Genomic DNA, 23,937 nt, shown 5'->3' with positions numbered 1-23,937 from the left:
TTCGTGGAAATCTCGGAGCAGCGATCGAGAACCAGCCCGTGAAGTGACGGTACCCGCAGATCCGAAGCCGGGTCGACCTGTTCTCGGCGTTTCGTCTGCGAATTGAAAACAACCTTGCCGAAAAATTGATCAGCCCACCTTCATGACCTGCCAATTCCCGACCAAACCGCCTCGTGTCGAACGGAAAATTCCAATGTTCGACACGAGGCGGAAACGGACTACTTCTGAGCGCTGAGCTTCCGGTACGCCAGAACGTCGTCGATGATGCCGTATTCCTTGGCCTGCTCGGACGTGAGGATCTTGTCGCGATCGGTGTCGACGCGGATCGTCCCCGGGTCCTTGCCGGTATGCAGGCCCAAGGTGTTCTCCATGAGGCGACGCATACGCTCGATCTCCGCAGCCTGGATCTCCAGATCGGAGACCTGGCCCTGGATGCCGCCGGTGGACGGCTGGTGGATCAGGATGCGCGAGTTGGGGAGCGCAAAACGCTTACCGGGCGTACCACCGGCGAGCAGGACGGCCGCAGCCGACGCAGCCTGGCCGAGGCAGACCGTGCTGATGTCTGCACGCACGTACTGCATCGTGTCGTAGATCGCCATCAGCGCGGTGAACGAGCCACCGGGAGAGTTGATGTACATCGTGATGTCGCGGTCCGGATCCTGAGATTCGAGAACCAGAAGCTGCGCCATCAGATCGTTGGCGGAGACATCGTCGACCTGCGAGCCGAGGAAGATGATGCGCTCCTCGAACAGCTTGTTGTACGGGTCGGACGTCTTGACTCCGTAGCTTGTCTGCTCCGTGAACTGGGGCAGGATGTAGCGCGACTGGGGTGCCGACGGCGCCTGGCCGCCCAGCGAGTGAGCTCCGAAAGGATTGGTCATCAGTTCTCCAAAGTATGAATTGGGCAGCAAGGACAGACGGGCCGGCTCAGTTACCGGCGCCGCCGGCCTGGTTTGCACGGGAGACGACGTGGTCGACGAAGCCGTACTCGAGGGCTTCCTTCGCCGTGAACCAACGGTCACGATCGGAGTCGGCCGTGATCTGCTCAACCGTCTGACCGGTGTGCTCGGCAATCAGCTCGGCCATCTCACGCTTGGTGTGCTTGAACTGCTCAGCCATGATCGCGATGTCACTGGCGCTACCACCGATACCGGCGGACGGCTGATGCATCATGATGCGAGCGTGCGGCAGGGCGTAACGCTTGCCCTTGGTTCCGGCCGAGAGCAGGAACTGGCCCATCGAAGCGGCAAGACCCATACCGAAGGTCGCGATATCGCATTCCGCGAACTGCATGGTGTCGAAAATTGCCATACCGGCGGTAACTGATCCGCCCGGCGAGTTGATGTAGAGCGAGATGTCCCGCGTCGGGTCCTCGGCCGAAAGCAACAGGATCTGAGCGCAAAGCTTGTTGGCAATGTCGTCGTCGACCTGGGTACCGAGGAAAATGATGCGCTCACGCAGCAAGCGCTCGTATACCGAGTCGCTGAGGTTCAACCCAGCTGTCGCGGAAGTCATGGCGGGACTCTGCACAGTCTCCAGATGATTGGAAGTCACGGTACCTGCCTTCTATGTGGATCTTCTTTGCGAAATACTCTTCTGCTGACACAGACACTAACGAAGTAGGGCGGCACCGGAGTCCCGGTGCCGCCCTACTTCGCTCAAAGCGGAAAACTTGATGCAGTCAATCGTGGTGAAAACACCCGATATTCTGCTTGTTTACTTGTCTTCGCTCTCGGCGGAATCAGACGCTTCTGCGTCAGCTTCTGCCTCGCCGCCACCGAAAAGCTCGGCGGTGTCGACAACGGCACCGCTGGTGTCGGTGACACCGGCAGCCTCGACGACGGCTGCGAGAGCCTTGCCGCGGCGAACGTCGGCGAACATTGCGCCGAGCTGGTTAGCCTGCTGGATCTGCTGGATGAACTGCTCCGGAGCCATGCCGTAACGCTGCGCCTGGAACAGGATGCGCTCGGTGAGCTCGTCCTGGCCGACGGTGATGTCGTTGGCATCGGCGATGGAGTCGAGCAGGAGCTGCGTCTTGACGGAGCGCTCAGCGGACTCCAGCGTTTCCTTGTCGAACTCTTCGCGGCTGCTGCCCTGCTCTTCGAGAGCCTTGTTCAGTGCCTCTTCGTCATGGTTGAGACCGTGAACGGCGTCGTGCAATGCAGCGTCGACCTCAGCCTTGACGACAGCGTCAGGCAGCGGAACCTCGACGGTCTCGAGCAGCTGCTCGAGGACCTTGTCGCGGATCTGACCGGCCTGCTCGACCTTACGGACGCGTGCGACGCGCTCGCGGAGGTCTGCCTTCAGTTCTTCGAGGGTGTCGAACTCGCTGGCGAGCTGAGCGAACTCGTCGTCCTCAGCGGGAAGTTCGCGCTCCTTGACCGTCTGCACGGTCACGGTAACAACAGCTTCCTTGCCTGCGAACTCGCCGGCAACCAGCGTCGACGTGAAGTCCTTGGACTCCCCCGCCTTCAGGCCGACGATAGCTTCGTCAAGACCCTCGATGAGCTGGCCCGAACCGACCTCATGCGACAGTCCGCTGGCGGTTGCCTCGGCAACATTCTCGCCGTCGACGGTGGCCGACAGGTCGATGGAGACGAAGTCGCCGTCTTCGACTGCACGCTCGACGCCCGTGAGGGTGCCGAAACGCTGACGCAGCGAGAGCAACTGCTCTTCGATGGCTTCATCGGTGATCTCGATCGGATCGACCGTGACGTTGATGGAGCTGAAATCCGGGAGTTCGATCTCGGGGCGCACGTCGACCTCGGCCGAGAACTCGAGAACCTCGTTGTCTTCGAGCTTGGTGACCTCGATCTCGGGCTGGCCGATGGCCTTTACGCCGGCGCTGGTGACAGCCTCCGGGTAACGCGACGAGAGAGCGTCGTTGACGACCTGCTCGAGCACAGCGGCGCGACCGACGCGTGCCTCGAGGAGGCGTGCCGGTGCCTTGCCGGGGCGGAAGCCGGGGAGACGAATCTGCTGCGCGAGGGCCTTGTAGGCCTTGTCGAAATCAGGCTTGAGTTCCGCGAAGGGCACCTCAACGTTGATACGGACTCGCGTCGGGCTGAGCTGCTCGACGGTGCTCTTCACGAAACTTCGCTCCTTCGTCTGGTCTTGCTCACAACTTGTGTACTGCTGAACTTCTGATCTTTCGCGGCACTCCACCCCTACGCAAGTAGTGGTGAAGTACCGAGTTCGTACTGGTCGGGATGACAGGATTTGAACCTGCGACCCTCCGCTCCCAAAGCGGATGCGCTACCAAGCTGCGCTACATCCCGTTTTTCGAACATACGAAGCAAATCACACGATACGAGCGTCGCTCGCCGGTGACCGGATAGAACCTTATCGCGCTCACTACTCTCTCACGAATCCGCCCACCATTTGTACACGGATGGGAGTTGTTCACAGTGGGGCAGAACTGCCGGACCGCCCCGCCTGCACCCACAGTCACACCCTCTACACAACCGAGAAAACCAACCTTGTGAACATTTTGCCTGGTGAGAGCGTTGCCGACCCCCGATTTTGAATTCCAGACAGCCATTGGGTACAGTTTCGAATCGCAGACGACGAACACGGCGATCCCGGGTTTCTCGTATGCACGGGGATGTAGCTCAATGGTAGAGCCTCAGTCTTCCAAACTGATCACGCGGGTTCGATTCCCGTCATCCCCTCCATTGGAGGGAAACTTCCACAAGATCCGCATCGGCCTCGCCGGTGCGGATTTTTTGTTGTACCGGTCCGTATCCTGGAGTTGTCCGGATCTTTTGCAGCTCGGGAGGCCACTCGTGACCACGATTCTTCTCATCCTCGTTGTACTGGCCGTTGTCGTGTTCCTGGTCATGAAGAGCCAGCAACGCGGTTCCGGCAACAGCGCAACACAACTCGACGACGCAAAAGCCGATGCCCGGCAGGCGATCGAGCGCCTCGGCGGCCAGGTCTACAACCTCACGGGCAGCGACGACGCGTCGCGCCAAGCACTCGCCGACGCAGCCGAGCGTTACAACGCAGCGGGCTCGCAGATCGATCAGGCCAGCACGCCGGTCCAGGCCAGGCTCGCGAAACAGACTGCACTGGAAGGGCTTTACTACATTCGCGCGGCCAGAGTCGCCATGGGCATGGATCCGGGACCAGAGATTCCCACCATCGACGGCCAGAAAGCTGCGGGAGCAGTGACCGAAGCACGTGAGGTGGAGTTCGAAGGCCGCGAGATCGCCGCGTCCCCCACGCCGTCCTCACGAACCCCCAACTACTACCCCGGCGGACGCGTTGCCGGGCGCCCGGTTCCGGCCGGCTGGTACTCCGAACCGTGGTGGAAGCCTGCCCTGGTGGCCGGCGCCTGGGGCCTAGGTTCGATGATGCTGTTTTCGAGCATGTTCTCCGGAATGGCCGGAGTTCCTTACGGCGCACAGGAATTCGAAGCCGGCGGCGATCCGAATGCGGACCAAGGCGCCGACGCGGGCGATCAAAGCTATGACTCAGGCGATCAAGGCAATACCGACAACACCGCAGACGGTGGCAACTATGACGGCGGCGGGAGCGACGGCGGATTTTTCGACGGCGGCGACGGCGGAATGGACTTCGGCGGAGGAATGGACTTCTAGACCGCCTGACACACGGGGCACCAGAACAGGTTTCGTGCCTTCATGACGGAATGCAGGATCGGTGTACCGCATACGCGGCACGGCGATCCTGCTCTTCGGTAGACGTACGTACGCGGACGATCCTTCGCATAGGCAGGATCTCCGATGTCGTGCTCGTCGCGTACGACGTGCATCTGACCTCGTCGTACGCCCACTTTCATGAGCTCGACCAGATCCGCCCACATTGCAGCCCACTCGCCGTAGGTGACGAGGTTACCGGGGCGCTCGGGATTGATTCCGTGACGGAAGAGAAGTTCGGCGCGATACACGTTTCCGACTCCGGCCAGCACTGCCTGATCCATGAGAAGCGCACCGATTGCAGTCTTGGACTTGGAGATTCGCGCCCAGGCCCCGTCCGGATCTGCGCCACGTCGCAAAGGATCGGGCCCGAGACGGGCTTCGATGGCGGCTACCTGCGGCGGCATCAGAACCTCGCACGCAGTGGGGCCACGAAGGTCGGTGCCGAAATCGGCACCGACCATTCGCATCCGAACTTGCCCCACCGGTTCTTCCATCGGCAGGACGCTGTCGGTGAACTTTCCGTACAACCCGAGGTGCACGTGGACGATCAGCCCGTTGTCGTAGGTGTGCCAGAGGTGTTTGCCCCAAGCATCGGACGATACGAGTACATGACCGTCCACCAACCGCGCATCTTCCGCGAATCGACCTTGCGGACTGACAACGCGGACTGGTGAACCGACAAATTTACGGGCATGCAACCGTGCCAGTCGATGCAGAGTATGACCTTCGGGCACGGGACTATTCTTCGATCAGGCCTGCGGCAAAGCCGGTGCGACGCCGGTCTTCTCGTATTCGGACAGGATGTCGATGCGACGCTGGTGTCGCTCTTCGCCCGACCATTCGGTGGCGAGGAACGCGTCGACAATTGCCAGTGATTCCTCGAGGGAATGCATGCGGCCACCGATGCCGATGAGCTGAGCCTTGTTGTGCTCGCGGGCCAACTTGGCCGTCTCGACGCTCCAGGCCAGGGCGCAGCGAGCGCCGGGGACCTTGTTGGCTGCGATTTGCTCGCCGTTGCCGCTTCCGCCGAGGACGATGCCCAGGCTTCCTTCGTCGGCTACTACTCGCTTGGCTGCTTCGATGCAGAAGGCCGGGTAGTCATCCACGGCGTCGTACTCGTGAGCACCGCAGTCGATGGCCTCGTGGCCGTTCGCTTTCAGGTGTTCGATGATCTCGTTCTTACGTTCGAATCCGGCATGGTCGGCACCCAGGTATACGCGCATGCCGACAATTCTCTCAGGCCCAGCAGACACTGCTCACCCGGGCCTATCCTGGTGCAAATGTATCCCCAGCAAGGCCGAGTATTACCGGGAAACTCTCTCGTTCGACATCCTTGGGAGATCCCGCTCCTCGTTCTGGCCATTCTGACCACTGTCGCGACGTACGTCGTCGCGCTTGTCCTGATCGCGACCGGCAGCCTGTCGACGTGGATCTTCATTGTTCTGGCAGCACCGATCCTGCTGTTTTTCGCGCGTGGCCAGTTGTACGGTTCCCAGCAGGTCAACGGAATCAAGATGTCGCCCACACAATTTCCGGACGGCTATCAGCTGGTGGCAGAAGCCGCAGCTCGCTTCGGCCTGAAAACTGCTCCCGACGCCTTTGTCGTGCTGGGGAACGGCCAGATCAATGCGTTTGCGTCGGGCCATGGGTTTCGCCGGTTTGTTGTCGTCTACAGCGACCTCTTCGAGGTGGGCGGCGAAGCTCGTCAGCCGGATGCACTGGCGTTCATCATCGGCCATGAGGTGGGGCATATCGCGGCCGGCCACGCGTCGTATTGGCGTCAGTGGGGCCAGTTCGCGTCCAACTACATTCCGGTGATCGGATCTTCGCTCTCACGATCGATGGAATACACCGCCGACAATTTCGGATTCCACATGCGTCCGCAGGGAGCCGCCGGCGTGATGGGAGTGCTGGGCGCCGGAAAGTACCTGGTGGGTCTGGTGGGTTTCGACGAGCTGGCCGACCGGGCGACTCTCGAATCCGGATTCTTTCCCTGGTTCGTGAACATCCTCGCGAGCCACCCGGTGCTGACCTGGCGTGCGGCTGCATTACGCAACCGCACGCGCTCCGGTCATCTTTTCTTTCGGCCTAGTCAGATCTTCCGTTTCGATCTGGTCCGAACGACTCAGTCGAACTGAGGATCTTCGTTCCGGGTGCGCTTGAGTTCGAAGAAGTGCGGGTAGCTCGCGAGCGCAACGGCACCGTCCCAGACGCGTCCGGCGTCCTCGCCCCGCGGAATACGCGAGAGTACGGGGCCGAAGAAGGCAACTCCGTTGACGTGGATGGTGGGCGTTCCGACGTCGGGGCCGACTGCGTCCATGCCGTGATGATGGCTTTCACGCAGGGCTTCGTCGTAGTCCGTCGACTCGGCGGCATCCGCGAGATCTGCCGGGAGACCAACTTCCTCGAGTGAACTCTTGATGACGTCGGCAAAGTCCTGGTTGCCTTCGTTGTGGATCTTGGTGCCCATTGCCGTGTAGAGCGGCAGCAGGATGTCGTCACCCTTGAGTTTGGCCGCGGCGATCGCAACCCGAACCGGCCCCCACGCCTTGCTCATCATGTCGCGGTACTCCTCGGGCAGGTCGCGTCCCTCGTTGAGGACTGCCAGGCTCATGACGTGGAACTTCGCGTCGATGTTGCGCACCTGCTGGGCTTCGAGGATCCAGCGGGACGTGATCCAGCACCACGGGCAGAGGGGGTCGAACCAGAAATCAGCTCTGTCGGCGCTTGTATTCGGGGTTGCACTCACGAAGAAAACTCCCTCATATGTTCATGGTCTTATCGAGCGCGAAAGATTCCGCGCCCGCCAGGGCAACAATTATCCACCGACAATCCTTCCCGCGTACTCCCGAAGTACCTTCGCGCAGCAGTAATGTCGAAGTGACACGAGTGCGAAGGAGTGGTTCAGACATGAGCGCAAACCGGAGATTCGTCATCATCGGCGGCGGCTTGGCCGGCGCAAAAACCGCGGAGGCCCTGCGTGCACGAGATTTCACCGGCGACATCGTCCTGCTGAGTGAAGAAGATCATCTCCCCTACGAGCGGCCGCCACTGTCCAAAGAGTTCTTTGTCGGCAAGAAGACACTCCCGGAGTTCACGGTTCATGACGGCGAATGGTTCCGCGACCACCACGTCGACCTACGCCCGGGCACCACGGTGACAGCCGTGGACACTGCCGCACACACGGTCACGTTGCCCGACGGCTCGACCATGGTCTACGACAAGCTGGCATTGGCCACAGGCTCACGCTCACGACTCCTCGACATTCCGGGATCCGACGCGGCCGGCGTTCACTACATCCGAACAGTCGATCAGGCCTCAGCGCTTCTCGGAACACTCTCGGCCGGCAAGAAACTCGTCGTGATCGGGGCCGGGTGGATCGGCCTGGAAATCGCGGCATCGGCCCGAATTTTCGACGTGGACGTCACTATTCTCGAACACGGCAATCTCCCGCTCGAAACCTCTCTCGGTCCCGAGATGGGTGAAGTGTTCGCCGCATTGCATCGAAGCAATGGTGTCGACCTTCGAACGAGTACCGACGTGAAATCCGTTGCTGTCTCCGACGGCCGCGCAACCGGAGTTACCTTGGCCGACGGAAGCGTTGTCCCCGCCGACGCCGTCTTGATCGCCGTCGGCGCCCTCCCCAATACCGAATTGGCGTCGGCTGCCGGAATTGCCGTCGACAACGGGATACTGGTCGATGCCGGTTTACAGAGCAGCGACCCGGACGTGGTGGCCGTCGGCGACATCGCAGCTGCGATGCACCCGATCCTGAACTCTCGAATCCGGGTGGAGCACTGGGCAAACGCCCTCAATCAGCCTGCAACTGCGGCCGACACGATGCTGGGAAAGCCCGCCGAATACGTCCGGATGCCGTATTTCTTCACTGATCAATACGACCTCGGAATGGAATATGTGGGCCATGCACCTCGGGGCGCCTATGCATCCGTCGTCACCCGCGGCGACGTCGACAAGCGCGAATTCCTGACGTTCTGGCTGGACGCGAACAACAAGGTTCTGGCCGGCATGAACGTCAACATCTGGGACGCCGGTGATGCCATCAAGGAACTGGTTGCCACGCCGCACCCCGTTGATCCGAAACGACTGGCAGATCCCACAATTCCACTAGCAGAAGCGTCCGCGGACACACAGTAGTTCCCGTCATGATGGGATGGACACACTAGATCCACACCATCGACGAGGAGATCTTTGTGGCCGCACCGAATCTGACCCGCGAGACCGCAGCCGAGCGGTCAGCGCTGCTGACGATCGACAACTACCTGATCGAACTCGATCTCACCGACGGAAACGACGGTCCGGGAGACGACACGTTCTTTTCCAAGACCACCGTGACGTTCGCTGCCACCGCCGGAGCGAGCAGTTTCATCGACATCATCGCCTCCCGCATTCACTCGGCGGTACTCAACGGCGCCGCGTTGGACGTGTCGAGTTACGACGAATCCACCGGAATCGCACTGTCAGAGTTGGCTGCCGACAATGAACTGGTCATCGAAGCCGATTGCGAGTACTCGCACACCGGCGAAGGCTTGCACCGCTTCGTCGATCCGACGGACGATGCCGTCTACCTGTACTCCCAGTTCGAGACTGCCGACGCCAAGCGTATGTTCGCGTGCTTCGATCAACCGGATCTCAAGGCCACCTTCGACGTTCGCGTCAGCGCCCCCACGTCCTGGAAGGTCATTTCCAACTCGGCAGCCGTAGAGTCACTGGCCGCAGACCCCGGCAAACACATATTCCGCACCACCCCGAAGATGAGCACGTACCTCGTCGCTCTCATTGCCGGACCGTACGCGCAGTGGACCGACAACTATTCCGACGAGCACGGCAACATCCCCCTCGGGATCTACTGCCGCGCTTCGCTTGCCGAGTTCATGGACGAAGAACGCCTGTTCACCGAAACCAAGCAGGGCTTCGACTTCTACCACCGCAACTTCGGTGTCCCCTATGCCTTCGGGAAGTACGACCAACTCTTTGTTCCCGAGTTCAACGCCGGTGCGATGGAGAACGCGGGAGCCGTAACATTCCTGGAGGACTACGTCTTCCGCTCCAAGGTCACCCGCTACTCGTACGAGCGACGCTCCGAGACCGTGCTCCACGAAATGGCCCACATGTGGTTCGGCGACCTCGTCACCATGACCTGGTGGGACGACCTGTGGCTTAACGAATCCTTCGCCACCTTCGCTTCCGTCCTGTGCCAGACCGAGGCCACCGAATACAAGAACGCCTGGACAACGTTCGCCAACGTCGAGAAGTCGTGGGCATACCGGCAGGACCAATTGCCGTCCACACACCCGATCGCAGCAGACATTCCCGACCTGGCTGCGGTCGAGGTCAACTTCGACGGAATCACCTACGCCAAGGGCGCCAGCGTCCTCAAACAGTTGGTGGCCTACGTCGGACTCGAACCTTTCCTCGCCGGATTGCGAGAGTACTTCCGCGAACACGCATTCGGTAACGCAACATTCGACGATCTCCTCGGAGCACTCGAAAAGTCCTCCGGCCGTGATCTTTCCGACTGGGGAACCCAGTGGCTCAAGACCACCGGCCTCAACATCCTGCGTCCCGACTTCGACATCGACGCCGACGGTAAGTTCACCCGCTTCGCGATATTGCAGGACGGCGCCGCGCCCGGCGCCGGTGAGTATCGAGTGCACCGTATCGCCGTCGGAATCTACGACGACGTCGACGGCGCACTGGTGCGAACCCATCGCGTCGAACTCGATCTCGACGCGACGCCCAGCACCGACGTCCCCGAGATGGTCGGCATCCATCGTGGCCAACTGGTTCTGGTCAACGACGACGACCTCACGTACTGCTCGGTGCGCTTGGACCCGCAGTCGTTGGCGACGGCGATCGACCGCGTCGGCGATGTCGCTGAATCACTCCCCCGCACCCTGGTCTGGTCGGCAGCCTGGGAGATGACGCGCCAGGCCGAACTGAAGGCTCGCGACTTCGTGGCACTGGTTCAGCGTGGCATCAGCTCCGAGACCGAAGTTGGTGTGGTTCAACGTCTTCTGCTTCAGGCGCAGACAGCAATCGGAAGCTACGCAGACCCTGCCTGGGCGTCGGCCGAAGGCTGGGCAGGTTTTGCCAACCGACTCCTGGAACTCGCGCGCGAGGCCGAGGCCGGGTCCGATCACCAGCTGGCATTTGTCAACGCGCTCACCGGCGTAGCGCTCTCACCGTGGCACACCGAGGTTCTGCAGGAACTGCTCGACGCAGACCCCGCGACGGTTGGCCTGGACGGTTTGGTTGTGGACACCGACCTGCGTTGGCGCATTGTCGGAGCGCTCGCCGCGGCGGGTGAAATCGACTCCACAGGAATCGAGACTCCGTTCATCGATTCCGAAGCCCAGCGCGATCCGACGGCTGCAGGCGCCCGCCAGGCTGCTGCGGCCGCTGCGGGCCGACCGCAAGCTGCCGTCAAGGAACAGGTGTGGGCAAAGGTCGTCGGCGACGACTCGGTACCCAACATCACGGCACGATCCATCATCGGCGGTTTTGCCCGTGAGGGCCAAGACGATCTCCTCGAGCCGTTTGTCTCGCGCTACTTCGGCGATATCGCCGCGGTGTGGGAGCGACGCTCGAGCGAGGTCGCACAGACCGTCGTCGTCGGCCTGTACCCGTCGTGGTCGATCACCGAAGAATCCGTCGCCGCGGCAGATCGTTTCCTGACCGGCGATATCCCGCCGGCATTGCGCCGCCTGGTCGTAGAAGGTCAGGCCGGAGTAGTCCGGTCGTTGGCAGCCCGAAAGTTCGACGCGAGCTGACAAAAACTCCCAGACATACACAAGGCCGGTGCCCGCTTCAATCGAGGCGGGCACCGGCCTTGTCTGGCTGGAAGAACTTACGGCGCAGAAATTGCGGCGCTCATGACGCGGATCGCGCTGATCAGTCCGTCGATGAGGTTGCCCTCGCTGAACGAGCTGACCGCTGCGGTTGCACCGAGCTGGGCAACGCGGTCGGTAACACGATCGGCGATGACGCGGCCACTACGGACCTCGACGACGCGCTGGTTGGGCGAGACTGCGATCAGGACCGAACGCTCAGCTTCGGGCGTGGTCGGGAACAGTGCGTCGGCACCGGCTGCCGGGTTGGCACCCAGGTCACCGATGTACGCGTTGAAACGCACCTTGGTGGCGCGCGTGGCCTCGGTCAACGCTACGTCGAGGGCAACAAGATCCTTCGTCTCGAATGGGAGGTCGTCCGTGAACGGCTCCCCCACCCGGTGCACGCCGGAAATACGGCCACTGGACGTGATGACGCTGCCCATAGGCAGGTCTTCGGGCGCTACTGCGACCGCTGCCGAATGATCACCACTTGCCACTTGCGGACCCTCCAATCAGATCAGCCGAACCGGCTTCGATCGCGTGTGCACTGCCGTGATGGCCACCGCGAACGGTCACCTCGTCGACAGCACTCCACAGAACGGGGGCGTGATCCCACGACTCACCCAGATGGAACGCCGGCGGAACCGGACCCGGCGTCTTCTTCCCGAGGAAGGACGCACCCGCGAAGAAGGCGGTGATCAGGGCCGGGATCCCAACGTATATCAGTACTACCTCGAGAATGCTCACCCCAGAACGGTAGCCCAGAACTCCCCGAAGGAAAGCGTCAGGGCCACAAATTCTCGGGCAATTTTTTCTCGGGCATCCGGTCAGGCAGCGCCGACCCCGAGATACGGCATCCAGGAGGGGTGCAGTTCCTTGGTCGCAGCGAGCAGTCGCCAGTGCGGACCGGTCGGCGGAACCAGCTCGGCTCGGAGCGTCCACCCCAGTTCGCTGAGCATTTTGTCGGCCTTACGGTGGTTGCACGGCGCACAGCAGGCTACGCAGTTCTCCCACGAGTGCCCACCGCCACGACTGCGCGGAACTACGTGATCGATGGTTTCGGCTTTAGCTCCGCAGTACGCGCATCGGAAATGGTCACGATGCATGAGCGCGGCACGGGTCATGGGAATTCTGGCGCGATACGGGACGCGCACGTAAGTACGCAGTCGGATCACCGAAGGCACCTGCACCGACCAGTCCGCGGAATGGACGACGGGGCCGTGCTCGTCCTCGTGAACCGTATCGGCCTTTCCGCAGGCCATGAGGACTACTGCGCGACGCGCCGGAAGGGCGGTCAGCGGCTCATAGGTCACATTGAGAAGCAGCACCCGACGTTTAACCCACTCGGGAACCACGTGGTCGGAAAAAAGTGGGTCAGCCATCGGACTGAACCCGTCAGGAACAACTTCCAGAACAGCCCCTGACGCATGGTCTTTCCGTGCGCCAGTGGGCTGGAGTTGTCGGTGATTGCGTGCAGCGTGTCGGTTCTTCATACGACCTCCGGGTAACTGCCCCCAAGTTGACCACGGATGATCGAGTTGCGCACTCCTATTTCGCACAAAATTGTGTCGGCACACGGTGAATTTCGGGTGAACACAGCCCGAGCAACCCGGAAACCGCTCTCCATCACCATCAGGCACAATGGGACTCGCCATGAATGACGTACAGCAGACCTTTTACGACGCCGTCGGCGGAGCCGAGACGTTCCACAAGCTCACCGCGCGTTTCTACGAGGAAGTCGCGAAGGACGACGTCGTACGCCCGCTCTACCCCGAAGATGATCTGGGGCCGGCAGAGCGGCGCATGCGAATGTTCCTCGAGCAGTACTGGGGCGGCCCGCAGACGTACTCCGAGGAGCGCGGACACCCGCGCCTGCGGATGCGTCACAACCCATTCGTGATCGGCCCGATCGAACGCGACGCGTGGCTACGCTGCATGCACGTAGCCATCGCGTCGATCGACGACAAAACCCTCGACGCTGCGCACCGCAAGCAGCTGACCGACTACATGGACATGGCTGCGGCATCCATGGTGAATTCGGCCATCTGAACTTCTAGCGCGAACCGACCATCCGGCTGATCTTGCGCGCGGCTCGAACCACGAACGAGACACTCGGATGCAGGGGCACGCTCAGGATTGCGTGCTTGCGGACATACTCGTCGACGTTCCATTCCGACCAACTTCCGGCGCGGAACAATGCAGCATCACCGACGCGCAGCGTGCGCTTCTCGCTGCCATCCGATTCGACGGTGACCGAGCCTTCGATGATGTGGACGATCTCGTCTGCGGGGAAGTACCAGCGAAACTGCCCCTTGGTGCAGTCCCAGACGTGTGTTGTAGTGGTGCCATCCTTGCTGGCCGACCACTGCGCTGCCCGTGCTTTCGGAGTTCCGGAGATAATCCAGTCCTCGTTGATCGGATCGTCGTTCAACGGCAGTTGGTCCAAACTGACCGATTCGATCGCTGACAAACTCATGGTTGTGCCCCCCCATACTTTTGATCCCCCGGTAACGCAAAGGTTGCTGAAAGCAATCACTTCGCAAGAGCAAAGTACACCAAGGTGAGGTAAAGAACCACAAAACTCCCGTGTCCAAGTCGTCGGAGCGCTCGAGGTTTGGCACTATTAATCGCTGTGAGCACCCCCGCGGATTCGACCGTCGCCAACCCACCTCGTCCACCCTGGTGGAACGAGGCGGTTTTCTATCAGATCTATCCGCGATCCTTCGCTGATTCCAATGGCGACGGCATCGGTGACCTTGGTGGCATCGAAGACAAACTCGGATATCTGGAACTTCTCGGTATCGACGCACTCTGGTTGAGCCCGGTCATGCGATCCCCGATGGCCGATCACGGCTACGACGTTTCCGATCCTCGTGACATCGATCCCCTGTTCGGCGACCTCGCCGCCATGGATTCCCTGATCGAGTCGGCACACGAGCGTGGCATCAAGGTCACGATGGACCTCGTCCCCAATCACACCAGCAACCAGCATGAGTGGTTCAAAGCCGCTTTGGCTTCAGCCCCGGGTTCGGTTGAAAGATCCCGCTATATCTTCCGCGACGGCAAGGGCGAGAACGGGACCGAACCGCCCAACAACTGGCCCAGCATCTTCGGTGGACCGGCGTGGACCCGCGTCACGGAAGCCGACGGAACACCCGGCCAGTGGTACCTCCACATTTTTGCGACGGAACAGCCGGATCTGAACTGGAACAACCCGGAGGTCTTCGAGGATCTCGCGAAGACCCTGCGCTTCTGGCTCGGCCGCGGCATCGACGGATTCCGCATCGACGTCGCCCACGGGATGGCCAAGCCTGATGGTTTGCCGGACCATGACTGGGAACTCAACGAGCTCATGCGCAACTCCGACGACGACCCCCGATTCAACAATCCGACCGTCCACGAGATTCACCGCGGAATCCGCAAAGTCATGAACGAGTTCCCTCAGGCAATGACCGTCGGCGAGATCTGGGTACGGGACAACGAGCGGTTCGGCGAATACATCCGCCCGGACGAACTTCACCTCGGATTCAACTTTCGACTGGCCGAAACCGAATTCTCCGCGGAGTCGGTACGCGCAGCGATCGACAACTCCATCGCTGCAGTCGCTGCAGTCGGCGGAACTCCCACGTGGACGCTGTCCAACCACGACGTCGAGCGCGAAGTCACCCGATACGGCGGAGGCGACATCGGGACCCAACGCGCACGAGCAATGGCCATGGTCGAACTCGCACTTCCCGGTGCCGCCTTCATCTACAACGGCGCAGAATTGGGATTGCCCAACGTCGAACTTCCCGAAAACGCTCTGCAGGATCCGGTGTGGGAACGCTCCGGCCATGCCGAGCGTGGCCGCGACGGCTGCCGAGTGCCGTTGCCGTGGGAAGGTGCCGAACCGCCGTTCGGGTTCACCACCGCTGCAACCACGTGGTTGCCGATGCCGACCGAGTGGTCCACGTTGACGGTCGAAGCACAGATCGAGGACGTAGATTCAATGCTTTCGCTGTATCGCAGCGCCCTCGAACTACGTGCATCGACGCCGGAGATCTCCGGCAGTGACATCGATTGGTACGGGAGCCCTCCGGGGTGTCTGGCGTTCCGTCGACGGGGCGGCTTGATCTGCGCTCTCAATACGACGGACGAACCCATCGCGCTTCCGGGTGGCAAGGTCCTGCTCACCAGCGCACCGTTGATCGACGGTCAATTGCCGACCAACGCTGCCGCCTGGCTGATCTAACAGAATTGCTATCGGGCCACCATCAGCGGAATTGACCCACCGCGGTGCCGATAGATGGAACCGAACCGTGCGTCGAGTCGAACCCACGATTTACTTGCCCGCACACGCACCAACTCCGACGCGTCGATGAGCGCGAGGTCGATATCGGCCGTCATCGCGTCGGAGCCCGCGTGTGGAATGAATCCCATTGCCGTCAAAGCGAATATCACGCGCATCGAGATTCCGACCGTGCCTGACGGACCGCTGACCTCGAGCACGTCCTGATCCAGCAACGACGCCGGCGGACCCTGATTGCTGCCGTGCTCCTGCGCCAAAGCATTTCCGCGCTGGGCTAATTCGATCAACACGCGAGCGGGAACATCATCGAGATGCTCGTAACCGTCCATCGGCGGCAATGCCCCGCGCCAGGCAGAATCCATCGCAAAACCGGGATCGATGAACTCGTCGGTCGATTGTCTGAGGGCGGCCAGCAACTGATCCCCCGCGGCCGAGGTGTCGTCCGGGTTGATCGTGCCCACCACGGTGCGGGTTGCCAATGCGTCAAAACCTGTTGCTGCCCAGGCACTCACATGATCCGGGCCCCGTCGACGCATCCGGATCACGGCAGATTCGTCCAACCTGAGCGCGTGCCCGATGAAACCGGCCAAGTTCTTGCGCTCGGCTTCATCGGGCACGGTGAGCATTCGTTCATGCACGCTGCCAGCTCTCCAAATACTCCCGCTCGGGTCCGCTGAGTCGACGCAGACGCTGAGTATCGATGTCGAATGCAGCGATCTGCGTCGACGCGACAATCGACGGCGACACGTCGAGACCGGCGCCCTTGGGCCGCACCTCGTAGGCGATCGTGAAGTCCACTGCCCGTATTTTTTCCACCCACATCAAAATATCGAGCGGTGAATCTTCATGCCGCAGTTGACCTCGGTACCGCACATGCAAATCTGCAATCACGGCGCCGTCGCGCAATGTGACTGTGGGGCAGCCGTCTTGAAACAGCCAAGGAATTCGAGCCTCCTCCAGCAACGTCACCATGCGGGCATGGTTGATGTGCTGGAAGGCATCCATATCGGACCACCGAACCACTACGTCGGCGTGAAATCCTTTGCTCAACGTCCTACCTCCGATCGGGTGCCCATGCTGCGCACCATGCTACGAACCTGCCGCGCCGCCACCGAGAGCGTCGCCAGGTCAAGCGTCCCAGACTCGAAGATCTCACCGAGAGCTGCCCTCGCCCGACTGAGCCTCGACGCGTTGGTCGATTCCCATTCGTCGATCTTTTCCTGAGGTGACTCCCCGGGCTCACCGCCGGACAGCACTTCCATCGTGAGTTGCCGCAGTGAGCTGTAGAGATCGTCGCGCAACGCCAACCGCGCCAGCGAATGCCAACGATCTCCCCGTTCGAGTCCGGACACTGCGGTGAGCAGCCAGTCGATTCCGAGATGCGCGTCGAGCGCGTAATACAGTTGCGCAACTTCCGCGATGTCGTGCTCGGCGATATCGGCGATGTCCGCGATGTCGAGGAGGCAGTACACGTCCAGTAGCCGAAAGACTTCGAGCGCCAGGTCTTCCGGGGCGCCGCGATCGATAACCGATTGGGATCGGGCCAGCAAATCTGTCAACTGATGTCCGCCGAGCAAGCCGGGAACAAGTGGGGCCGTCGATCGGTAGGCCGCGGAATAGCGCGACACTTCGGCCCCCACCGCAATCGGCTGTGGCCGACTCGCGAGGAACCACCGCGATGCCCGATCGAGCAGTCGGCACGATTCGATGATCAGATCGTTCTCGAGATCAGCGGTGAGTCCAGCCGACCGGATCCGCTCCCACACGTCGTCGAGAGCAAACACCTCACGGACGGCCGCGTACGCCCGGATCGAGTCCGTACTGCTGGCACCGGTCTCCTCCGCCAACCGGTACGCGTACGTGATGCCGCCGTTGTCGATGACCTCGTTGACGAGCATTGTCGCCACGATCTGCCGTCGCAGCGGGTGGTCCTTGATTTCCGAAGCAAAACGCTCACTCACCGCCGACGGGAAATACCCGGGAATCTGTTGTGCAAAATATTCATTGTCCGGCAGTTCGGTGGCCAGCAGATCGTCCTTGAGCGAGAGTTTCACATGTGCTGTGAGAGTTGCCAATTCCGGTGACGTCAAACCGGATCCAGCTTCCAATCGCCGCTCGATCTCCGTGTCCGTCGGCAGCGCTTCGAGCTTACGATCGAGCCCGCGAGTCTTACCCAGATCAGTCAGCTGTCGGCGGTGGACAGCGAGCATCTGCGGCGCACTGACGCGCGATATTCCGAGAAGCGCATTCTGAGCGATGTTGTCGGCCAGAACAAGTCTTGCAACATCGTCGGTCATCAAGACCAACAACGGGTTCCGCTCCATGACGGGCAATGATCCGGAACGAACCAGAGTGTCGAGAAGGATCTTGATGTTGACCTCGTGGTCGGAGCAGTCCACACCGGCAGAGTTGTCGATGGCGTCGGTGTTGATGTGTCCGCCGCCGGCACTGAACTCGATGCGCCCCAGCGCTGTCACTCCGAGGTTGCCGCCTTCGCCGACCACCTTGACCCGTAGATCCTGACCGTCGACGCGTACTGCATCGTTGCTCTTGTCGCCGACCTGGGCGTTGGTTTCGCTGGCCGCCTTGATGTAGGTACCGATTCCACCGTTCCACAGCAGGTCCACCGGTGCGGACAGGATTGCCCGCATCAATTCGGGGGGTGACAGTTTGGTGACACCCTCGTCCAGTCCGAGTGCAACACGCACGCTTTCGGCGATCGGAACGGACTTGACCGTGCGATCCCAGACTCCGCCGCCTTCACTGATCAGGCTGGCGTCGTAGTCAGCCCATGACGATCTGGGCAGTTCGAAGAGTCGCCCACGCTCCACAAACGACCGCGCTGCATCAGGGTTGGGATCGAGGAAGATATGCCGATGATCAAAAGCGCCGACAAGTCGGATGTGGCGGCTGAGCAACATGCCGTTGCCGAAAACGTCGCCGCTCATGTCGCCCACGCCGACGGTGGTGAAATCCTCGGACTGCGTGTCGACGCCGATCTCGCGGAAATGACGCTTGACACTCTCCCACGCGCCGCGCGCCGTGATCCCCATTCCCTTGTGGTCGTATCCCACCGATCCACCTGATGCGAAAGCGTCACCGAGCCAGAAATCATATTGCGCAGCAACAGAGTTCGCCAGGTCGGAGAACGATGCAGTCCCCTTGTCTGCGGCGACTACCAGGTAACGATCCTCGTCGTCCTTACGCACCACCCGCTCCGGGGTGACAACCGCTCCCGTATCGGGATCGACGTTGTCGGTGATGTCGAGAAGCCCCGAGATGAAGGTGCGGTAGCACGCCTTGCCGGACTCCAATGTTGCCGTGCGATCTACCACCGGATCACCGGTCGGCAACGGCGGATTCTTCACGACGAACCCACCCTTGGCACCCACCGGCACGATGACGGCATTTTTGACGGCCTGGGCCTTCACCAAGCCGAGAACCTCGGTGCGGAAATCTTCGCGCCGATCCGACCACCTCAAACCGCCGCGCGCGACCGCACCGAACCGAAGGTGCACTCCTTCGACTTTCGGCGAGTACACATAGATCTCGAAAGCCGGCCTGGGCTTGGGCAATTCACTGATCCGGGACGGATCGAGCTTGATCGACAGGTAGTCGCGTGAACGCCCGTCCTCGTCGATGACGTAGAAATTGGTGCGCAACGTGGCTTTCACCAGCGAGAACATGCCGCGCAGAATGCGGTCGGCATCCAGACTGAGTACCTCGTCGATGGAGGCCCGCAACTGCTCCTCCAACTCGGCGACGCGCGCTTCATCGCGCAACTGCGGATCGAACATTGCCTCGAACAACTCCACCAACGCACAAGCCGTCTTCGGGTGTGTGAGGGCAATTCCCTCGATATGGAACTGACTATAGGGAAAGGTAGCCTGCCGCAAGTACTTTGCGTAAGCACGCAGCACAACTGCCTGCCGCCACGTCATTCCGGCACGCAGCACCAGTTCGTTGAAACGATCGGCCTCGGCGCGTCCGAACCACACGGCACCGAAGGCAGCGGTGAAACGCTTCTGCACCTCGGTCAGCGGAACTGTGCTGGTTTCCAACGGAACTTGTGTATCGAGGTCGATTTCCACGGACGCCCGTAGATCCGCCGGAACTGACAGCCCGAAATCGTAGATCCAGCACTGCACTCCGTCGAGGCGCTCCACAACGTGTGGCCTTTCGTCGAGCACCTCCACTCCGAGCGACTGCAATACCGGAAGAACCTGACTGAGCGAGATACCGCCGCCGCCGACAAAGAGTGTGAACCGCCACTGACCCGGATCGGAATCCTCCGCCCGATAAAGCAATACATCGATCGCTCCGGGTGCCAGGGCCTCCAGTCGAGCGATGTCGGACAGCGCTCGGGAAGGTTCGAAATCTTCTTTGTACCCGTCCGGAAGAACACGCGAATACCGCTGCACAAGTTCAAGTTCCGCACTCGACGCATCGCGCACAAGGTCCGTGATTCGGTCGTCCCAACTGCGACTGACCTCAGTCAGTAACCCCTGGACCCGCTCACGATTCTCCTCGGACACATCCAGATGAACCGGTTCGCTGCCCGGCTCGCGGCGGATCGTCACGTGAAGCAACGCCAGATCGTTCTCGGTAACCCGGGCTGTGTAATCGAGAGTGCCCGGACCGAATTCACGCCACAGCGTGTGCTGCATCGCCAGGCGCACACGCGTCGTATAGCGGTCGCGCGGCAGATACACCAGGCACGAGACAAAGCGCCCGAACGTGTCTTCGCGTACGAACAACCGCACCTGCCGACGCAGTCCGATGCTGTGGACAGCATGGACGGTCTCGAACAAGGTTTGTGTGTCACTCGAGAACAACTCGGTACGCGGGAACGACTGGATCACTTCGAGCATCGCCTGGCCGGAATACGAATTGAGATCCACACCGGCCCGTTTGATCACTTCACGTACACGGCGCTCGATCAGCGGAATCGCGAGTACGTTCTCGTGTAGCGCCACCACCGTGAACACTCCGAGAAACCTGTGCTCCCCCACGATGTTTCCGTTGTCATCGAGGATGGAGACGCCGACGAAATAGGGGTAAACCGCGCGGTGAACCGTGGCCGGGAACGAGCCTTGCGTGAGGACCAGCAGCGGGCGGTCCGGGAGATCCGCAACGGGCGGCAAACTCATCGGCCCTTCGGTGACGACATCGGTGCGGAGCACTCCCAGAGCGCTACCCTCGACGGTGCGTGAACCGTCGGAGGTGCCCTCGAATCGGCGGTATCCCAGCACCGCATAGTTGCCGTCGGCCATCCAGCGGAGCAACCGCGCGGTATCGGAAAACTCTTCGGGCGAAATTCTCCCCGACGCCGTGGATGCCGATCGCTCGAGTTCATCAGCGATACCCAACTCGAGCGCAGTCATGGCCGGAGTGTCGCCGACGACCTGACGGACATCTGCGAGCACTTTGCCCAGATGCGCACCGATAGCGTCGAGAGCTGATTCGTCGACTTCGGAATCCAACTGAACGTGCATCCAGGATTCTTGAATCCCGTTGCCGTCCAAGGAAACCAGATTGCCAGAATTGTCGCGTTCCACGGTCAGGATCGGATGCGCGAACTGACTGATTCCCACACCGAGCCGATTGAGCATCGCCGTGACGGACTCGACGAGCAGCGACATGTCGTCGGTGACGATCTGCACGGAAGCTCCGAGACCTTCCGGTCCCCCCGGGCGGTACACACGCCACACCGCGGTTCCCGGCGTCCGGTGTCGCCCGAGTGCAAGATGTGCCAGTAAGACTCGATCAGTTCGGCCATTGATCACATCGTCGCTGTCACCCTCGTCGATATGTGTGAAAAAAGCCTCGCGAAGGCGCGTGAGTAACGTCGCTTCGTCGAGGCTTGAGGAGGTCTCTTGTCGGTCCGTCATTCTTGACTCACATCCCTGTAGGTCTAGATCACGGTGAGTTCTGATCACCGCGGCCAATCTCTGACTCGAGACTAGCCGCGGCGACCACCATCTAGGGCGAACTACGAGACGAAATCTTGCGGTTCATTCACCGAGACGAGCGCAGCTTCGAGAACCGAACGTTCACTCTCGGCAAGGGTTCTGGACTTTTCGGTCACCTTGTCGAATCCGACCATCAGCGCGTCGCCGAAGGCGCACTCGGCACCCGTGTTGTCGCGGATGATGTGACGGACCGTGAACGACGACTTGCCGACATGTGTCGTGACGACGTCGATCTGCAACGGACCGGAAGAATCCGTCACAGGCTTGAGGAATTCGATAGTCATCTTTCGAACGACGACGTACCCCGGCCGCCCACCGTGAGCAGCAAGCTTCGACTCCAGAAACTGGATTCGAGCTTCCTGCATGTACTCGGCGTACTTGGTGTTGTTGACATGGCCCAGGCGGTCGGAATCACCCCACCGAACCTGGACCTCGCAACTGAATGCGTCTGCCACAGGTCAGTCCCGGGTGAGCTTGCGGTGCGTGACGCGGTGCGGACGCGCGGCGTCGGCGCCGAGTCGCTCAACCTTGTTTGCCTCGTAGCCTTCGAAGTTGCCTTCGTACCAGTACCAAGCAGCTTCGTTGTCGCCGAAGCCTCCTTCCCACGCCAGGATGTGGGTACACGTGCGGTCCAGGAACCAGCGATCGTGCGAGATCACGACGGCGCAACCCGGGAACTCTTCGAGAGCGTTCTCCAGCGAACCGAGGGTTTCGACGTCGAGGTCGTTAGTCGGCTCATCCAGCAGGATCAGGTTGCCGCCCTGCTTGAGCGTCATCGCCAGGTTCAGACGGTTGCGCTCACCACCGGAGAGAACGCCGGCCGGCTTCTGCTGATCGTGACCCTTGAATCCGAACGAGCTGATGTAGGCGCGCGACGGGAATTCGGTCTGGCCGACGACGATGAAGTCGAGTCCGTCGGACACGGTCTCCCAGACCGTCTTCTTCGGGTCGATGCCACTGCGGTTCTGGTCGACGTAGCTCAGCTTGACCGTCTGACCGATCTTGACCTCACCCGAGTCCGGCTCTTCGAGACCGACGATGGTCTTGAACAAAGTCGTCTTACCAACACCGTTGGGGCCGATGACGCCGACGATGCCGTTACGCGGAAGCGTGAACGAGAGGTCCTTGATCAGGACGCGGCCGTCGAAGCCCTTGTCGAGGTTCTTGACCTCGACGACAATGTCGCCCAGACGCGGCGGTGCCGGAATCTGGATCTCGTCGAAGTCGAGCTTGCGGGTCTTTTCCGCCTCGATCGCCATCTCTTCGTAGCGATCCAGACGAGCCTTGCTCTTGGCCTGACGGGCCTTTGCACCGGAACGAACCCACGCGAGTTCGTCCTTGAGCCGCTTCTGCAGCTTCTGGTCCTTCTTGCCGGACACCTCGAGGCGAGCGGCCTTCTGCTCCAGGTACGTGGAGTAGTTGCCCTCGTACGGGTAGAGGCGACCGCGGTCGACCTCACAGATCCACTGCGCCACATGATCGAGGAAGTAACGATCGTGAGTGACGGCGAGGATAGCGCCGGGGTAGGCAGCGAGATGCTGCTCGAGCCACAGGACCGACTCGGCGTCGAGGTGGTTAGTGGGCTCATCGAGGAGCAACAGATCGGGCTTGCTCAGCAGCAGCTTGCACAGTGCGACGCGACGCTTCTCACCACCGGAAAGGTGGGTGACCATGTCCTCGGGCGGCGGGCAACGCAGCGCGTCCATGGCCTGTTCGAGCTGGGAATCGATCTCCCAGGCGTTGGCATGGTCAAGCTTCTCCTGAAGCTCGCCCATCTCTTCCATCAGCTCGTCGGAGTAATCCGTAGCCATGAGCTCGGCGATCTCGTTGTATCGCTTGAGCTGAACCATGGTCTCGCCGAGGCCCTCTTCGACGTTCTCACGAACGGTCTTGGTCTCGTCGAGCTGCGGCTCCTGCATGAGGATGCCGACCGTTGCTCCGGGAGCGATGAATGCCTCGCCGTTGCCCGGCTGGTCCAGTCCGGCCATGATCTTGAGGATGCTGGACTTACCAGCGCCGTTGGGTCCGACGACACCGATCTTCGCGCCGGGGTAAAAACTCATCGTGACGTCATCGAGGATGACCTTGTCACCGTGCGCCTTGCGCACCTTCTTCATCGTGTAAATAAACTCAGCCATGACCGTCAGCCTATCGGCGATTGTCGC

General features: G+C 61.2%; 21 protein-coding genes and 2 tRNA genes. 7 read left to right on the top strand and 16 right to left on the bottom strand.

Annotated elements, in window-relative coordinates:
* Positions 1-218: 218 nt before the first annotated feature.
* The 4 genes from MTX36_RS07250 to MTX36_RS07235 all read right to left on the bottom strand — a co-directional run bounded on the left by MTX36_RS07250 (position 219) and on the right by MTX36_RS07235 (position 3,278).
* Positions 219-881, bottom strand: coding sequence for an ATP-dependent Clp protease proteolytic subunit (locus MTX36_RS07250; RefSeq protein WP_094273965.1), 663 nt, complete (start codon positions 879-881; stop codon positions 219-221).
* 46 nt (positions 882-927) lie between these two features.
* Complete coding sequence (locus MTX36_RS07245) at positions 928-1,515, bottom strand: ATP-dependent Clp protease proteolytic subunit (protein ID WP_094275150.1); 588 nt, start codon at positions 1,513-1,515, stop codon at positions 928-930.
* 201 nt (positions 1,516-1,716) lie between these two features.
* The gene (gene tig / locus MTX36_RS07240) at positions 1,717-3,090 is read right to left on the bottom strand and encodes a trigger factor (protein ID WP_243619065.1); all 1,374 of its coding nucleotides are present in this window, start codon (positions 3,088-3,090) and stop codon (positions 1,717-1,719) included.
* A 111-nt stretch (positions 3,091-3,201) separates the two neighbouring features.
* Positions 3,202-3,278 (bottom strand) — tRNA-Pro (locus tag MTX36_RS07235).
* A gap of 322 nt (positions 3,279-3,600) precedes the next feature.
* Here MTX36_RS07235 and MTX36_RS07230 point away from each other — a divergent pair.
* Both MTX36_RS07230 and MTX36_RS07225 read left to right on the top strand, forming a co-directional pair.
* Positions 3,601-3,674, top strand: a tRNA-Gly gene (locus MTX36_RS07230).
* A gap of 165 nt (positions 3,675-3,839) precedes the next feature.
* Positions 3,840-4,601: a DUF1542 domain-containing protein gene (locus tag MTX36_RS07225; RefSeq protein ID WP_243619225.1), complete on the top strand. Its 762-nt coding sequence runs from the start codon at positions 3,840-3,842 to the stop codon at positions 4,599-4,601.
* Here the strand turns inward: MTX36_RS07225 and MTX36_RS07220 are convergent.
* Positions 4,598-5,395: a DNA-formamidopyrimidine glycosylase family protein gene (locus MTX36_RS07220; RefSeq protein ID WP_243619064.1), complete on the bottom strand. Its 798-nt coding sequence runs from the start codon at positions 5,393-5,395 to the stop codon at positions 4,598-4,600. The two genes, MTX36_RS07225 and MTX36_RS07220, sit on opposite strands and share 4 nt — an antisense overlap.
* Before the next feature lie 15 nt (positions 5,396-5,410).
* The gene (locus MTX36_RS07215; protein ID WP_094273967.1) at positions 5,411-5,884 is read right to left on the bottom strand and encodes a ribose-5-phosphate isomerase; all 474 of its coding nucleotides are present in this window, start codon (positions 5,882-5,884) and stop codon (positions 5,411-5,413) included.
* A gap of 57 nt (positions 5,885-5,941) precedes the next feature.
* Between MTX36_RS07215 and MTX36_RS07210 the strand changes: the two genes are divergently transcribed.
* Complete coding sequence (locus MTX36_RS07210; RefSeq protein ID WP_243619063.1) at positions 5,942-6,799, top strand: M48 family metallopeptidase; 858 nt, start codon at positions 5,942-5,944, stop codon at positions 6,797-6,799.
* Here MTX36_RS07210 and MTX36_RS07205 read toward each other — a convergent pair.
* Complete coding sequence (locus MTX36_RS07205) at positions 6,787-7,410, bottom strand: DsbA family protein (RefSeq protein ID WP_243619062.1); 624 nt, start codon at positions 7,408-7,410, stop codon at positions 6,787-6,789. The two genes, MTX36_RS07210 and MTX36_RS07205, sit on opposite strands and share 13 nt — an antisense overlap.
* A gap of 161 nt (positions 7,411-7,571) precedes the next feature.
* On the opposite strand from MTX36_RS07205, the gene MTX36_RS07200 reads away from it, so the two are divergent.
* Both MTX36_RS07200 and pepN read left to right on the top strand, forming a co-directional pair.
* Positions 7,572-8,816: an NAD(P)/FAD-dependent oxidoreductase gene (locus MTX36_RS07200; protein WP_243619061.1), complete on the top strand. Its 1,245-nt coding sequence runs from the start codon at positions 7,572-7,574 to the stop codon at positions 8,814-8,816.
* Between the two features lie 56 nt (positions 8,817-8,872).
* Positions 8,873-11,452, top strand: a complete 2,580-nt coding sequence (gene pepN / locus MTX36_RS07195; RefSeq protein WP_243619060.1) for an aminopeptidase N — start codon at positions 8,873-8,875, stop codon at positions 11,450-11,452.
* Between the two features lie 77 nt (positions 11,453-11,529).
* Here pepN and MTX36_RS07190 read toward each other — a convergent pair whose 3' ends face one another.
* The 3 genes from MTX36_RS07190 to MTX36_RS07180 all read right to left on the bottom strand — a co-directional run bounded on the left by MTX36_RS07190 (position 11,530) and on the right by MTX36_RS07180 (position 12,894).
* A complete protein-coding gene (locus MTX36_RS07190; protein WP_243619059.1) occupies positions 11,530-12,009 on the bottom strand; it encodes a DUF5130 domain-containing protein in 480 nt (159 codons plus the stop codon).
* Positions 11,996-12,259, bottom strand: a complete 264-nt coding sequence (locus MTX36_RS07185; protein WP_094273973.1) for a hypothetical protein — start codon at positions 12,257-12,259, stop codon at positions 11,996-11,998. The genes MTX36_RS07190 and MTX36_RS07185 overlap by 14 nt, the downstream gene beginning before the upstream one ends.
* Before the next feature lie 80 nt (positions 12,260-12,339).
* Positions 12,340-12,894 (bottom strand): HNH endonuclease, encoded by a 555-nt coding sequence (locus tag MTX36_RS07180; protein WP_374230447.1) that lies wholly within the window; start codon positions 12,892-12,894, stop codon positions 12,340-12,342.
* Positions 12,895-13,165: 271 nt separating this feature from the next.
* On the opposite strand from MTX36_RS07180, the gene MTX36_RS07175 reads away from it, so the two are divergent.
* Positions 13,166-13,561 carry a globin gene (locus MTX36_RS07175; protein WP_243619057.1) on the top strand — a complete coding sequence of 132 codons (396 nt, stop codon included), beginning with the start codon at positions 13,166-13,168 and terminating at the stop codon, positions 13,559-13,561.
* Between the two features lie 4 nt (positions 13,562-13,565).
* Here the strand turns inward: MTX36_RS07175 and MTX36_RS07170 are convergent, their stop codons facing one another.
* Positions 13,566-13,988 (bottom strand): cupin domain-containing protein, encoded by a 423-nt coding sequence (locus tag MTX36_RS07170; RefSeq protein ID WP_243619056.1) that lies wholly within the window; start codon positions 13,986-13,988, stop codon positions 13,566-13,568.
* 156 nt (positions 13,989-14,144) lie between these two features.
* On the opposite strand from MTX36_RS07170, the gene MTX36_RS07165 reads away from it, so the two are divergent.
* Positions 14,145-15,743 (top strand): glycoside hydrolase family 13 protein, encoded by a 1,599-nt coding sequence (locus MTX36_RS07165; protein ID WP_243619055.1) that lies wholly within the window; start codon positions 14,145-14,147, stop codon positions 15,741-15,743.
* A gap of 8 nt (positions 15,744-15,751) precedes the next feature.
* On the opposite strand, the gene MTX36_RS07160 is transcribed toward MTX36_RS07165, so the two are convergent.
* From MTX36_RS07160 to ettA, 5 genes are all read right to left on the bottom strand, one after another.
* Positions 15,752-16,438, bottom strand: a complete 687-nt coding sequence (locus MTX36_RS07160; protein ID WP_243619054.1) for a hypothetical protein — start codon at positions 16,436-16,438, stop codon at positions 15,752-15,754.
* Entirely contained in the window at positions 16,431-16,850 is a 420-nt protein-coding gene (locus tag MTX36_RS07155) for a thioesterase family protein (RefSeq protein ID WP_279394298.1), read from the bottom strand. Before MTX36_RS07155 ends, MTX36_RS07160 begins: the two co-directional genes overlap by 8 nt.
* A complete protein-coding gene (locus MTX36_RS07150) occupies positions 16,847-21,691 on the bottom strand; it encodes an NAD-glutamate dehydrogenase (protein ID WP_243619053.1) in 4,845 nt (1,614 codons plus the stop codon). The genes MTX36_RS07155 and MTX36_RS07150 overlap by 4 nt, the downstream gene beginning before the upstream one ends.
* Before the next feature lie 101 nt (positions 21,692-21,792).
* Positions 21,793-22,227 carry a thioesterase family protein gene (locus MTX36_RS07145; RefSeq protein ID WP_243619052.1) on the bottom strand — a complete coding sequence of 145 codons (435 nt, stop codon included), beginning with the start codon at positions 22,225-22,227 and terminating at the stop codon, positions 21,793-21,795.
* Positions 22,228-22,230: 3 nt separating this feature from the next.
* Positions 22,231-23,910: an energy-dependent translational throttle protein EttA gene (ettA, locus tag MTX36_RS07140; protein ID WP_243619051.1), complete on the bottom strand. Its 1,680-nt coding sequence runs from the start codon at positions 23,908-23,910 to the stop codon at positions 22,231-22,233.
* Between the last annotated feature and the right edge of the window lie 27 nt (positions 23,911-23,937).

This window comes from Rhodococcus sp. ARC_M6 (assembly GCF_022810305.1).
GTDB lineage: Bacteria > Actinomycetota > Actinomycetes > Mycobacteriales > Mycobacteriaceae > Rhodococcus_F.
This window is presented reverse-complemented; position numbering and strand designations above follow the sequence as displayed.